This window comes from Arthrobacter sp. zg-Y1219 (assembly GCF_030125545.1).
Lineage (GTDB): Bacteria > Actinomycetota > Actinomycetes > Actinomycetales > Micrococcaceae > Arthrobacter_B.
On the sequence record NZ_JASKLY010000023.1, the window covers coordinates 56010 to 69837 of the forward strand.

At 66.1% G+C, this 13828-nt stretch carries 12 protein-coding genes; 5 read left to right on the forward strand and 7 right to left on the reverse strand.

The window, feature by feature from the left end:
• Positions 1-245 precede the first annotated feature (245 nt).
• From QNO00_RS16840 to QNO00_RS16850, 3 genes are read left to right on the forward strand one after another with little or no spacing between them, the layout of a single operon-like run.
• Positions 246-1256, forward strand: coding sequence for a glycosyltransferase 87 family protein (locus QNO00_RS16840; RefSeq protein ID WP_284025424.1), 1011 nt, complete (start codon positions 246-248; stop codon positions 1254-1256).
• 38 nt (positions 1257-1294) lie between these two features.
• Positions 1295-1963 carry a hypothetical protein gene (locus tag QNO00_RS16845; protein ID WP_284025363.1) on the forward strand — a complete coding sequence of 223 codons (669 nt, stop codon included), beginning with the start codon at positions 1295-1297 and terminating at the stop codon, positions 1961-1963.
• Between the two features lie 49 nt (positions 1964-2012).
• Entirely contained in the window at positions 2013-2264 is a 252-nt protein-coding gene (locus QNO00_RS16850) for a hypothetical protein (protein WP_284025366.1), read from the forward strand.
• 36 nt (positions 2265-2300) lie between these two features.
• On the opposite strand, the gene QNO00_RS16855 is transcribed toward QNO00_RS16850, so the two are convergent.
• Entirely contained in the window at positions 2301-2837 is a 537-nt protein-coding gene (locus QNO00_RS16855; RefSeq protein WP_284025368.1) for a GNAT family N-acetyltransferase, read from the reverse strand.
• 9 nt (positions 2838-2846) lie between these two features.
• Positions 2847-3761, reverse strand: a complete 915-nt coding sequence (locus QNO00_RS16860; protein ID WP_284025369.1) for an alpha/beta hydrolase family protein — start codon at positions 3759-3761, stop codon at positions 2847-2849.
• Positions 3762-3811: 50 nt separating this feature from the next.
• On the opposite strand from QNO00_RS16860, the gene QNO00_RS16865 reads away from it, so the two are divergent.
• Together QNO00_RS16865 and QNO00_RS16870 are read left to right on the forward strand one after the other, a co-directional pair.
• The gene (locus QNO00_RS16865) at positions 3812-5020 is read left to right on the forward strand and encodes a low temperature requirement protein A (RefSeq protein ID WP_284025371.1); all 1209 of its coding nucleotides are present in this window, start codon (positions 3812-3814) and stop codon (positions 5018-5020) included.
• Positions 5017-5337, forward strand: a complete 321-nt coding sequence (locus tag QNO00_RS16870; protein WP_284025373.1) for a hypothetical protein — start codon at positions 5017-5019, stop codon at positions 5335-5337. Before QNO00_RS16865 ends, QNO00_RS16870 begins: the two co-directional genes overlap by 4 nt.
• 195 nt (positions 5338-5532) lie before the next feature.
• Here QNO00_RS16870 and QNO00_RS16875 read toward each other — a convergent pair whose 3' ends face one another.
• From QNO00_RS16875 to hpaE, 5 genes are all read right to left on the reverse strand, one after another.
• Positions 5533-8979 carry an IPT/TIG domain-containing protein gene (locus QNO00_RS16875; protein WP_284025375.1) on the reverse strand — a complete coding sequence of 1149 codons (3447 nt, stop codon included), beginning with the start codon at positions 8977-8979 and terminating at the stop codon, positions 5533-5535.
• A gap of 563 nt (positions 8980-9542) precedes the next feature.
• Entirely contained in the window at positions 9543-10352 is an 810-nt protein-coding gene (locus QNO00_RS16880; protein WP_284025376.1) for an HpcH/HpaI aldolase family protein, read from the reverse strand.
• Positions 10337-11122: a 2-oxo-hept-4-ene-1,7-dioate hydratase gene (hpaH, locus tag QNO00_RS16885; protein ID WP_284025377.1), complete on the reverse strand. Its 786-nt coding sequence runs from the start codon at positions 11120-11122 to the stop codon at positions 10337-10339. The genes QNO00_RS16880 and hpaH overlap by 16 nt, the downstream gene beginning before the upstream one ends.
• A gap of 28 nt (positions 11123-11150) precedes the next feature.
• Positions 11151-12254 (reverse strand): 3,4-dihydroxyphenylacetate 2,3-dioxygenase, encoded by a 1104-nt coding sequence (gene hpaD / locus QNO00_RS16890; protein ID WP_502863518.1) that lies wholly within the window; start codon positions 12252-12254, stop codon positions 11151-11153.
• A gap of 44 nt (positions 12255-12298) precedes the next feature.
• The gene (gene hpaE / locus QNO00_RS16895) at positions 12299-13816 is read right to left on the reverse strand and encodes a 5-carboxymethyl-2-hydroxymuconate semialdehyde dehydrogenase (protein WP_284025378.1); all 1518 of its coding nucleotides are present in this window, start codon (positions 13814-13816) and stop codon (positions 12299-12301) included.
• Positions 13817-13828 lie beyond the last annotated feature (12 nt).

The window sequence follows — 13828 nt, forward strand, 5'->3', positions numbered from 1 at the left end:
GGTGCCTCTAGTCCTACCGCAACAGTATCGCGCAAAGCTCTTGGGCTGGACACAGCATCCAGGTCAGAGCTTAGATACATCCGCGTATCCAGTGCGGACCCGAATCTCGCCTTGCAGATGGCCGCCGCTGGGCAAGTCGACAGGCTGTTCGGGGACGACAGCGCTTGCCGAACGAACAACTGATTTCAGACGTCCGAACGAACAACTGATTTCAGACGTCCAGTGAGCACCAGTTCACTGCACTGCTGCTGACGCCTTTCGCCTTCCTTCCGGAGGCTGCGGGGCTGGTGCTGCTGACGGCGACCTCCTGCCTCTGCCTGGTGCTGACCGCGATCCTGGTGGCCCGCTACCTCCGCGACAACGACGCCCTGCCGGAACGGATCCGGGCAGCGCTGGGCGGCACGGCCGGCGTCGTCGTGCTGGCGACCCTGCTGATCGGCGTGCTCGGACCGTGGCGCGAGGGCCTGGGCTTCGGGCAGATCAATCCGATGCTCATGGTGCTGATCGTGGCGGATCTGATCCGTCCCGCCGGCCGGATCCCCCGCGGTATTCTGATTGGTCTGGCCGCCGGCATCAAACTCACGCCGCTGGCCTTCGGCCTGATCTTCCTGGTCCGGCGCGACTGGCGGGCCATCCTGACCCTGGGTCTCACGTTCGCGGCCACGGTCGCCGCGGGCTGGCTGGCCGCGCCCGAGCAGTCCCGCATCTTCTGGTTTCATGCCCTCTCCGATCCCAGCCGGGTGGGCGACACCACCGACATGTACAACGTGTCGCTGAACTCGCTGATCACGCATCTGGGCGCTCCCGGGTTCCTGCAGCGTCCACTCTGGCTGCTCGCCGCCGCCGCCGTCGTCGTCCTGGGTTTCCTCGCCATCAAGCGTGCCGACGGGCGCGGGGACACGCTGGCGGCCATCAGCGCCAATGCCGTGGTGATGCTGGCCATCTCGCCGATTTCCTGGTTCCACCACTGGGTCTGGATGGCGCTGGTCCTGCCGGCGCTGTGGGTCTCGGTACGACGACGACGCGCGGCGGCGCCCGCCCGGGGCATCGCGCTGGGGGCCGCGATGCTGCCGGTGTTTATGCTCTCCTCCATCACCGTCACGATGATGCTCACGGGCGAGGTCAGCGGGCAGGGGCCGGTGGCGCTGGAACTGTTCACCGGTCTCGGCGTGATTCTGCCGGTCCTGGCGCTGGTTTACTGGGCGACCGACCGTGTCGGCAGCAGTGCCGCGCCGTCCCCGGAATCCTCCCGCTAGCATGGACGAAAACGTCCGCGCGTCCAGTGAGGAATCCCATGACCACGTCCGCCGGACGCCTGCCTCCGTATGTTTACGCACTCCTGGGCCTGGGTCTGGCCGCCGTTCTTGCCAGCTGCATCGGTGCCCTGATCAGCATCGACAAAGCGGAAGCCGCCGAAGCCGCGGCAATTAACGACCGGCCCCTCGTCGCAGACATTATTCGGATTGCTGATGAAGCCATCGATCCGGAGACCGAGGAGGAAGTTCGGCTCCTCAAGGCCGATCCCGCTGTGGCTGCCCTGATTGATGAGCATGTCTTTACCGGATCCGCCTGGGATGACCTCACGCTCCTGAACACCGAGGCCCTGGACCGGAGGCACGCCGAGACCAGCAGCACGCTCCACGATAAGCTTTACGACCTTGAGGGCGAGGAGTCCCGGCGGGAGGCAGCCACCCACGTCGCAGAATTCAACGAGTGGGTGGATGCAGGCCATTCGGCAAACCTCGTGGAGGCCGAGAACATGCTCGCCGTCGCCAGGACCGTCAAGGACACCTGCAAGCTTCCCGACCCCGAAACTGCGGCCTACGCGCTGGACATCGGCTCGACGCCATATCCGCCGGCAACAGCCGAGGGGGTCGAACCCACCGAGGAGAACAGGAAAACCCTGAGCATCGCGTTCCAGTTTGCGGTGGCTGACGGCGTGTACCACTCCTGCCCCAGCTGACCCGATCCATCCGTCGACGATCCGGCAGCGGAGTGGAACACTTTGAGGTATGGACAGCTCCCGGATCGACATTGAACAGTGGTGGCCTCTGCTGCCCGCATCAACCCGGTCATGGCTGATGAACAACAACGGCGACGTGGTTCCGCCCGGCATCCTTCAGGAGATCGAGGAGGCAGGAGGTGCGCCGGCCGACGGCGCCTGGTGGTTCGGCGGCAGCGGGCCGGACGGCTTCTCCTTCTCGGACGCCGGCGTTGACTGGATCGAAGCGACAGCCAACGGTGAAAGTCCCGGCGGCCTCTGAGACGGGTTGCTCCGCTGCTCCCGGCCGACGGCCCGATCAGTCCGGCCAGCCGAGGGCAAAATACACATTCAGGCGCTCACCGCTTCGCCGGTCCAGATCTGCGCGGCGCAGCAGCCCCGCCGCCAGCGCGGTGTGCTGGGAAGGCCGGTTAAGGTCATTTGTGCGCGCCAATACCGGCACGTCCGGAAAGTGGACCAGCCCCCTGCGGACGGCCTCGGCGGCTCCTTCAGTCGCGTACCCGCGGCCCCACACCGCGGGATCGTAGCGGTAGTAAAGGTTGAGAATTTCCCGGCCATCCACCCGGCCCAGATGCAGGCCGGTAAACCCGATCACCGTCTGCGGAGCTGCTCGCTCGGCCACTGCCCAGTAGCCGAACCCCTCCCGGTTCCAGTGCTCCAGAAACATCTCAAAAAGCACCTCGGCGGCAGCCGCGCTGAAGTCGTCGGGGTTGTAGCGGTTGGTCCGGGGATCGGCGTGGATCCGGACAGCGTCTTCCCGGTCCTCCGGCTCCAGCCGGCGCAGCAGGAGCCGCTCGGTGGTGACCGGGCTCCAAACCTGGCTGTTATGGCGCATGCGCCTATCCTAGGCGGGTTGCTTCCCTGATTCTTGGAAACCGGCCCTGTCCTTGAGCCAGTCAAGGATGTCCGGCCACAACTTGTCCTTCATTCCGCGCCGGAAAAAGCCCATGTGCCCGATCGCCGGGACCCCGACGTCGACGGGCGTGTAGATCCGCTGCTCCACGTGGGCATTGACCAGGTGGCTGAAAAACGGGCCGATCTGTGCCGTAGTTGCCCACAGGTCGTCGCTGATCCCGATCGCGAGGACGTCCGTTTTCACTCTCGCAGCCCGCTCGGCCGCGTGCATGCCGGGGTCGTCGAAGAAGTAGCCGGGCTTCCGGGACCATCCGCCCCATTCCAGTACTGCGGTGCCGGGCATGTCCTCGCCCAGTCCCAGCCGCCGGGCCGGGGCGAATCCCAGCAGCCGGGCGCACAGCGGTCCGACTACCCGGAGTAGCAGCTCAACCCGGATTCGCTCCCCGCGGACCTCGACGGCGCGGGTGACACCGCCGTGGGACGCCACGGTGACGAAGCCCGCAAGATCCTCGGTTCCGTTCCCGAGCACCAGGGCCTGTCCGCCCAAGGAGTGCCCGACGGCGAGCTGCGGCAGGCCCGGGAAACGGCCGGCCATCCACTCCGTCACGGCTGGCACATCCTGCTCCATCCAGTCCCGCATCCGCAGGTGCCGGTTACGTTTCGGGCTGCCGGAGGCTCCAATTCCGCGGTAGTCATAGGTGAGGACGGCCAATCCGTTCCCGGCCAGGTACTCGGCGAAGCCGGAGTACAGCCGCTGCGCCACCGCGGTGGCGGAATGGATGACCACCGCACCCACCGGCAGTCCCTCGGTGGGTGTGCGCAGGGTTCCGGCAACCGCTCCGCCGGCAGCAACGGGAATCCTAAACTGCGCAGAGGTAACCGGGGCCGCGTTCTTGTTGGGCATGCGGACAATATATCTTCAGACTGAGGCCGCCGGCTCCTATCCTTGGTGCCATGCCGCATCTGCCGCGCCCGCCGCGCTCTGCTGCCCGCATCTCGGATGAGACGCACCGGGTCACCACCTTTGAGCTGTTCTTTGACCTGGTGTTCGTGTTCGCCTTCACCCAGGTCACCGGGTTCATGGTGCATGAGTACTCATTCCTGGGTGTGCTGCAGGGGACCGTCATCCTGGTTCTGCTGTGGTGGTCCTGGGCGCCCTTCTCCTGGCTCGCGAATCAGGCGCACGCCGATGAAGGACTCATGCGGTTCGGCCTGTCCGCCGTCATGGTGGCGATTTTCATTGCCGCGCTGGCCATTCCGGAGGCCTTCGAAGACCTCGACGGCGGACTCGACGGCCCGCTGGTCCTTGCCCTGGCCTACACCGCGGTCCGGATCCTGCACCTGGGCCTGTACGTGTATGCGGCCGGGAACGATCAGCCCCTGCGGCGCCAGATCGCCAAACTGACCGTCACCGCTGTCCTGGGAGCGGCGCTGGTCATCACCGGGGCGCTGCTGGGCGGACCCGCACAGACCTGGTTCTGGCTGGCCGGCATGGTGCTGGACACCGGCCTCACCTTCCTCATCTCGTGGCACGGGAACTGGCGGGTTCAGTCCGCCGCGCACTGGACCGAACGGTACGGGCTCGTGGTCATCCTCGCGCTCGGCGAATCCATCGTGTCCATCGGTGCCGGCGCGTCCGAGGTGCCCGTGAGCGTACCGGTGCTTACCGGTGCGGCGGCAGGAATCTGCCTGTCCATCGGACTCTGGTGGCTCTACTTCGACGTCACGGCAATCGCTGCCGAACACCGCTTCGCCGCACTGCACGGAGCCGCCCGCTCCTCGGCCGCCGTCGTCGCGTACACCTACCTGCATCTTCCCCTCGTGGCCGGGATTGTCCTCACTGCCCTGGGCGTGGAGGACGCACTGGCGCATGTGGAGGAGGGGAAAACCCTGGGCCGCGTCGGGGCCTTCGCGTTGTTCGGCGGGCCGGCGCTGTACCTGCTTGCCATTGCGGCCTTCTGGCGGCGGATGGGCGCCGGCTGGAAAAAGTGGCGCCTCGGAACGGCCGCACTCCTGCTGGCCCTGCTGGCCGCTCGACCCCAGCTCACTTCCCTGGCGGCCCTCCTGCTCGTCACCGTCATCATTGCCGCGTTGGTGGCCGTGGAAAGCGTGCGGTACGCCGGTCCCAGGGGCCGCATCCGGGGCAGAAGCCTGGAACCATGACAATTGGTCAGGACGGTACCGTGGCGGTGTCCCTTCCCTTCACCGGAAAGTGGAAAGTGGAAAACAGTCCCCTGCGCCGGGCGCCCAGCCACGGCACCCATCTGCTCGCCACCACGTATGCCATCGACTTCGTGGGAGTGGACGACGCTGGCCGGTCGGCTCCCGCCGTCACCTGGCGGACGGCGTTCGTTGGTGAGAACCATGGAAACGTGAACCTCCCCGCTGAGGAGATCCGCGAGGTCGTTAAGTGCACTGCCCTGAAGCGCCTCACAGAACCGGGGAGGGGAGACTGGCCCACCAAATCCGGTGACACTTGAGCCCCACACGAAAGGTCAACCGAAGCCAGACACCCCCAGTGCCGGCCTCTGACTCCTGGCAGCGCCCGCTGCTGGCTCACCTGTTTCCCTGGTGACTCCAGCTAGGCATCGGGTAGATCGGCTGCTTATGCTGTCCCCCCGGCGACCCAGTCGGCCGACACCTCGCCCGCCTGGCTCCCGCGTGCTGCACACCTATCAGGGTCGGACGCGGACCGGATTGGAGCGCGTGCCCACGACGAATTCGGCGCGGTCGACGACGGCGACCACGTCGAGATCCCGACCTTCCAGTTCGGGGTTGCGGTCGAGTACCGCGCGCAGATCGGACTGTGTATCGAACGTGCCGGAAGATCCCGTGACGGTCTCATCGACGATCACGTCGCCCTCAGGTCCGCCCGTAGCGACGATGATCACAGGGATGCCGGAACCCCCGGGGCTGACCTCCCCGTGCACTGCAACCGTCCCTCCACCAGATTCCGCCCGAATGTGCAGGCGGCAGGCGAACTTGGCCTTGCACCGGGCGGTCAGCCCGCCGATGGGAGAGAGGAATTCTCCCGGCTCAATCCCGTCGACGGTCTCGGCGTAACGTCGTTCGAGGAATCCATCGATACGGACATCGATCGGCGGCTGCTCAACATACCCTCCGACCTCGCCCGGTGCCGCGATAACGACATCGACGATCCGCTCCCCGTGTCCATCGACCCACACCCACTGATGCGGAATCTGCGCGAGGTAGCCCTCAGAGCGTCCCGTGACCCGTGCGCGTAGGTGGATGCGCTGGCGAACGGCAGACGGGTTCCGAATCGCGACCGGAAATGTAAGAGGATGCACAGGGCTGCCGCCCGACAGATCGAACTCGTCAATGTTCTCCTGCGTGTGGTTGTTGCCCCCCGTGACCTCTCCCAGCTGATGGGTGGCCGCAACTTTGAGGCAGGTGTGCTCGCCGACCTCCGGCACCCACACCGTCGTTGAGTCGAAGAAGGAGCCGCCCGCGATGGAGCCTACGGTGACCGTCTTTATCGGCACCCAGCTTCCGTTGTCCCCCACACCCGGAGGTGTTATGGAATAGAACGTCACCAGAACGTTGGTTGCCGCATCCGTCCCGTCGTTGTGGACGCGGCAGTAGAAGTCGTTCTTGGCATTGACGAGCGGTTTGTCCCCGCTGCCCAGTGGGCGACCCTCGGCATCCATGAGCTGGTCGTACAGGCCGTCCCGGTTACGGTCGATCCAAACGTCGGGCGTCTGGTAGTGGTCGTCCCACGGTTGGATGCGCAGGTCGAACTTGCCCGCCGGATCATTGGGGACATTCTGTGCCCACTCGACCTTCACCTTGCAGATCAGAGGCCACGCCTGCACATTGTCATCAACCACGGTGATCTTGAGGTCACGCAGCGGATCGACGACGACGCCGCCAGTGCGCAGTACGTTCGGCGCGTGCGGGAGGGTGATGAAGCGGGTTTGCTGGTTGTTATTGACCGAGTCAAGCAGCACGCGCGTGACGATGACTCCGCCCTGGTTCGGATTCGGCGCCCCGCCGAGGGGCAGCTCCGGGTCGAATACCAGCCCGGTCGTGCCCGGTCGCTGCCGCACCTCGACGTAGTACGCCAGGGAGGGAGTGACGATGATCTTCAGCACGTGATACCGACCCTGAACCGTGTTCTCCGTCGTGCCGTGCGCTTGTAGCTCGACATCCAAAGTGCGGGGGTTGCGGTCCCACTTGACGCGCCCGATGTTCGTCTGCCCGCTCAGGTTCTCATCGTTCGGGTTCGACGCGTGCGCGTCGGTGAACCACCCCAGGTTCTCTAGGGTCGATCCGCTGAACAGCGCGTGAAATGCGTCATGAGCGCCCATAATGTCGAAGGCCGCGGCGGTCGCCTCGGCGGCATCGATAAGATCGGACGCGTATATGTCCTCTCCCAGATGCGCACCCGCCACGAACTTCGGATCGATGATGTTGTGCCCGGTCTCGTGAGCGAGGCGCCCCCAGTCGGCGCCCTCGTGGACGGTGAGGTAAGGGGTGTCCTTGCTGAGGGTTTCGTTGATACTGAGTCCGGCCGCGGAAAAGGTGAATGTCTTGGCGCTCATGTTTCCCCACCCGCGCGTAAACTTTCCGCCGGTGTAGCACGTCACTGCGATCATGTCGGGCTGTGCGGCAGCAATCTCGGTCTTGTAAAGCTGCACCGCCTCGGCGACCAGCCGTGAGTTGTTCCAGAAGTTGTCGTAGACCTTGACGGTGCCGTCAGGGTTGGTCTGGGCCACGGCATTGCCAAAGGTATCCGTCTCGAACTCTGAATGGCCGTTGGCATCATAGACGGGGTTGCCGCTGGCATCGACTTTCTGCTTCAGCTCAGACGTCCAGTGGTAGTCCAGCAGATTCCCGCTGAGCGTCTTCCATCCGGCGGTCAGCGTGCCGCTGACCGCGCTCTTCGAGTAGCTCGCCTGATCGTAGTACGTTGAGACCGAACCCCTGGGGCCGTTCCAGCGGTCATCGATCGTTGTACGTGCACCCAGCGGCGGCGACGCCAGATCGGCCGGGGTCACCAGCGCGACAAAGACCGTGCCGCCTGACTTCGGCATCCCCTGCTCGCCAGGTGCTGTGGCCGAGGCTATATCTGCCAGCACTAACGGCGGCCCGTCGTCGAAGTATCCGGGGCTCTTGTTCAACGTGAATGCACCCGCATCGAGGATGTGAGGGCCGACCCCGACGATCACAGAGCCGTCCCGCGTGTCAGGGTGCGTGAGCACACGGAGCCGATGGTCCGAATGTTCCAACACGGTCGCTAGCGCCCCGCCGACCTCGACAGTAACCGGTGTCGCCCAGTCCCCGAACCCGCTGCCCGAAAGCACCAGCACGTCGCCGCCGTGCCCGAGTAGGGGCGAGATATCGGAGACAGCAGGTCCGGGCGGAACGGAAGCGAGGTCGTAGACGATAACCTCGCGCAGGCCGCTGATCACCACCCGATCCCGCATCATTCCGATACTCGTGGGCTGCACATCCCCGGCGTCGAACAGCGGCGCCGTCACACCGGCAGAGTCGATTTGCGCCACCCTGCCGCCTGTGCCGGGTTCCGCGTGTAACAGGACCGTCTCGCTGTCGTCCATCCAGGTGAGGCGGCCCGGGTTCTCAAACGAACCCGTGAACGGCGAGATCAATCCAGCCGAGGCATCGATCACGAGGATTTCGTCCCGATGCGAGACGTAGGCAAGCGAGCTGTCCGCACGCACCGCAAGGCCCACAGCGTTGTCGAGCGCATCAGACAGACGCGAGACATCACCCGTTAAGGGTGCGATTTCAATGAGAGATCCCTCTGGCCCCGTCTGCACTGCCCACACGGTATCCCGCCCCTGAACCCAAGCGATCTGCGCGACCTCGCCGAAATCTTTAGCGACAAGCTGAGGCGCCGAGCCTGGGGAGGTCAAGTCGAGCAGGTAGAGGCGGCCATCGCGGATAGCGACGAACGCTGCGCGACCATCGCTGGTGATCGCAAGATCCACGGCGCCGCGGAGGTCTAGGGTGAGTGCCTGCAGTGAGCGGTCCAGACCGACACTCGACACCCGGCCGGAGATCTCGGCGACATAGACCCTTTCGTCGACCGGGTTGTAGCGGCATCCGCTTGTCGGGGTCAATCCGTCTGCGATCGTCATGCCTGTGACCATTGCTGCCTCCCCAATTCACTTGGTTGTTCCTCCGAGGTCAGAACGTTCCAGATTGAAGCCCACACACTGGCTCTGCGTCCTCAAGGAGTCATTGTGCGCCGGCGGGGCCCAGACCGGTAGGGATGCGGCCAGTTGTGGTCAGTAAAATGCCGCCGTTGGCGTGCCCTGGTTCAGGGGTAGAGCAACGGCAGGAAGTCGGCAGCACCCGACCCGAGCCACCTGAACATGAGCCGTCCCAGCCGGACGGGCAGCCCCAGAAGGTGTCCTCTTTCCCGGCGGCTTCAATGGGCGGGGCTGTGTACCCGGCTGGCAACCGATCCGCCCGTCGTCCCCGCCTGCCCGCCCTCGCTGCGGCCACTACTGGTGCCCCTCGTCGTCCCGCTGGCTTTCTGGGCGGGCGGGCGCTCGCTGCTGGCCCGAAGCGGGGAGGCAGAAGCGCAACTAGATCACCACTGGCTGGCCGCCAGACGAGCCAGTGAGCGCGCCAGCGCTCCCACCGAACATGCTGCCGCAGGAGGCCTCCACGGTGGAGGCACCCTGAGGACGAGCCGTCAGTAACTCGCGCGGGAGCCGTCGTCCGCGGCGGGGAGATACTTCGCGGCCAGGGCTTCGCTGCCCCTGGCCAGGAGTGCGACGTCGGCGCCCACCAGGATGAAGTCCACGCCGGCGTCGAGGTAGCGCCGGGCGGCGGCTTCGGCGAAGGCGTTGACGCCCACCGGCTTCCCGGCGGCCTTCACGGCCCGGATGCAGTGCTCGACGGCGGCCACCACGTCCGGGTGACCCTGCTGCCCGAGATGACCCATGGACGCGGCGAGGTCCGACGGCCCGATGAACAGCCCGTCCACCCCGTCCACCGCGGCAATCACCGCCACGTTCTCCACGGCGGCGGCCGTTTCGATCTGCACCAGCAGCGTCACGGACTCGGCGGCGTTCTCGAGGTACCCCTCGATCCGGTTCCAGCGCGAGGCCCGGGCCAGGGCACTGCCCACACCCCGGATGCCCTGCGGCGGATACCGCACGGCCCGGACCAGCTCGGCGGCCTGCTCGGGCGTGTCCACCATGGGAATCAGCAGGTTCTGCGCCCCCAGGTCCAGGTACTGCTTGAGCAGCACCGGGTCGCCCGACGGCGGCCGGACCACCGGGCTAACCGGATAGCCGTGCACCGCCTGCAGCTGCGCCAGCAGCGACTCCAGCCCGTTGGGACTGTGCTCGGCGTCGATCAGCAGCCAGTCCAGCCCGGACCCGGCGCAGATCTCGGCCACCAGCGGGCTGCCGGAACAGACCCACATGCCGGCCTGATGCCGGCCGGCAGTGGCCAGCCGGGCTCCGAAGGTTTCCTCGGCGTTTACTCGAATCGGCATGTGATGGTTCCCAACGGTCCGTAGTCTGCGTAGACCGAATCCCCCTTGTAGACCCACATCGGGCGGGTAAAGGATCCGGCCAGGATGATTTCTCCGGCTTCCAGCGAGGTGCCGTGGGCCGACAGTTTGTTCGCCAGCCAGTACACGCCGGCGGCGGGATGGTTGAGCACTCCGGCGGCGACGCCGGTCTCCTCGATGCCCTGGTTCCGGTAGAGCAGCGCCGACACCCAGCGCAGGTCGACGTCGGCCGGTTTCACCGGGTTCCCGCCCACCACCATGGCGCCCATCGCCGCGTTGTCCGCGATGGTGTCCACGATGGTCCGGCCCTCCATCTCGATCCGCGAGTCCAGGATTTCCAGCGCGGGGACCACGTAATCCGTGGCATCCAGGACGTCGAACAGGGTGCAGTTCCGCCCGGAGAGCGGCTTGCCCAGCACGAACGCCAGCTCCACCTCGACTCGGGGATGGGTGTACCGGTCCCACTTCAGGGTGCAGCCGTTTTCCAGCACCATGTCGTCGAGGATGACGCCGTAGTCGGGTTCGGTGATGCCGGTGGCGGCCTGCATGGCCTTGGAAGTGAGGCCGATCTTGTGCCCGGCCAGGGACCGCCCGGCAGCGATCATCCGCTCCCGCCACAGGTTCTGCACCGCGTAGGAGTCCTCGATGGTCATGTCGGGGTAGCGCGCGGTCAGGCGCGGCACCGGGGTGCGGGTGCGTTGGGCTTCGAGCAGCTCATCGGCCACCGCCCGGAGAGTCTGTTGATCTAGCACGGCTCTGCTTTCTGTTTGATCTGACGGTCTAGAGCTGGGTGCCGATTTTGAAGCCCTGCGCGGCCTCGCCCTCGGAGCTGCCGGCGTCGTCGTCGGGGCGGGTGTAGGAGAACCCGTCGGCGCCGATGGTGACCGCCATTTCGGAGGTCTCGGTGCGGGCGGTGAGCGGCTGCGGGTTGCCGTCCAGGTCCAGCACCAGGGAGGCCTCGGTGTACCAGGACGGGACCACGGGGTTGCCCCACCAGTCGCGGCGCTGGTTGTCGTGCACGTCCCAGGTGATCGTGGGGTTGTCCGGATCGCCGGTGTAGTAGTCCTGCGTATAGATCTCGATGCGGTGGTCGTCCGGATCCAGGATGTAGAGGTAGAAGGCGTTGGAGACGCCGTGCCGGCCGGGGCCGCGCTCAATCCGGTCGGAGACGCGCAGGGCGCCCATCTTGTCGCAGATCTGGATGATGTTGTGCTTTTCATGCGTCGCGAAGGCCATGTGGTGCATCCGCGGGCCGTCGCCGCCGGTCAGGGCGGTGTCATGGACGGTGTGCTTGCGGTGCATCCAGGCGGCGTAGGTGACGCCGTCGGAATCCTTGATGTCCTCGGAGACGCGGAAGCCCAGGTCCTCCAGATAGGCGCGGCCGCGGGGCACGTCCGGGGTGACCTGGTTGAAGTGGTCCAGGCGGACGAGTTCCCCGGCGGAGTAGAGGTCGTAGCGCTGGGTGAGGCGTTCCACGTGCTCGGTTTCGTAGAAGAACTCGTAGGGGAAGCCCAGCGGGTCCTCCACCCGCACGGAGTCGCCGATGCCCTTCACGAAGCCGTCCTTGCGGCGTTCGGTGCGGCAGCCCAGTTCCTGGTAGTACGCCTCGGCCACGTCCACGTCTTCGGGGGTGCGGACGCGGTAGGCCAGGGCGGCGACGGCGGCCACCGGGCCCTTGCGCAGCACCAGGTTGTGGTGGATGAACTCCTCGAGGGAGCGCAGGTAGATGGCGTTCTCGTCCTCTTCGGTGATGTGGAGGCCCAGGACATCCACGTAGAACTTCCGGGACCGTTCCAGGTCGGTGACCACCAGGTCCGTGTAGGCGCAGCGGACGATGTCCGGCGGGGCAATGCTCGGGGTGGGGATGCGGCTTTCGATCTCCATGGTTTTGCTCCTTTGCAATAGGCGGGGGAAGTGTCGGGGACGCTTTAGCCGTCGACCTTGGCGGCGTCGTCGGTCCCGAACTTGGGGGTGTGGACCTTGCCCAGGGAAATGTGCACGGCCTGCTGGTCGGTGTAGAAGTCGATGGAGCGGTAGCCGCCCTCGTGGCCCAGGCCGGAGGCCTTCACGCCGCCGAACGGGGTGCGCAGGTCGCGGACGTTGTGGCTGTTGAGCCAGACCATGCCGGCCTCGGTGTTCTGCGCGAAGTTGTGCGCGCGGGTGAGGTCCTGCGTCCAGATGTAGGCGGCGAGGCCGTATTTGGTGTTGTTGGCCAGTTCCAGGGCTTCGGCTTCGGTGTCGAAGGGGGTGATGGCGACGACGGGGCCGAAGATTTCCTCCTGGAAGATCCGCGCGTCCGCGGCGACGTCGGCGAAGACGGTGGGTGCAATGTAGTTGCCCTCTTCGAGGCCTTCGGGCCGTCCGCCGCCGGCGAGCAGGCGGCCTTCGGTCTTGCCGAGCTCCATGTAGGAGGCGACCTTGTCGAAGTGTTCGGGGTGCACCAGGGCGCCCACCTGGGTCTTCGGATCGTGCGGGTCGCCGACGACGATGCTCTTGGCGCGGGCGGCGAAGCGTTCGCAGAATTCGTCGTAGATGCCGCGTTCGACCAGGATGCGGGAGCCGGCGGTGCAGCGTTCCCCGTTGAGGGAGAAAACCCCGAACAGGGCGGAGTCGAGCGCGGCGTCCAGATCCGCGTCGGCGAAAATGACGCAGGGGCTCTTGCCGCCGAGCTCCATGGACAGGCCCTTGAGGTTCTCCGCCGCGTTGCGGAAGATCGTTTTGCCGGTGGTGGTTTCGCCGGTGAAGGAGATCAGCGGGACCTGCGGGTGCCGAACCAGGGCGTCGCCGGCTTCCTCGCCCAGGCCGTTGACCAGATTGAACACCCCGGCGGGGACGCCGGCGTCGGTGAAGATGTCGGCCCAGAGCGAGGCGGAAAGCGGGGTGAATTCGGCCGGCTTGAGCACCACGGTGTTGCCGGTGGCCAGGGCCGGGGCGAGCTTCCAGGATTCGAGCATAAACGGCGTGTTCCACGGCGTGATGAGCCCGGCGACGCCGATGGGCTTGCGGTTCACGTAGTTGATCTGGGCGCCGGGGACCTTCATGGCGTCGTCGAACTGGGCGACGATCAGGTCCGCGAAGAAGCGGAAGTTCTCCGCGGCGCGCAGGGCCTGGCCCTTGGCCTGGGTGATGGGCAGGCCGGTGTCGAAGGTTTCCATTTCGGCCAGGCGTTCTTCCTGGGCTTCGACCGCGTCGGCGATCCTGTTGAGGATGCGGGCGCGTTCGCGCGGCTTCATTTTCGGCCACGGGCCGCGAACGAAGGCTTCGCGGGCGGCGGCGACGGCGGCGTCGATGTCTTCCTTCTGGCCCGCGGCGGCGGTGGCGTAGGTCTGGTTGGTGACCGGGTCCAGCACGTCGAAGGTGGCGCCGCTGGCGGAGTCCACGAACTTGCCGTTGATGAAGTGCTGGATGGAGGTGGGCAGGTTCTCCGGGACGAAGTGCGTGCTCATAGTTTCCTCTTT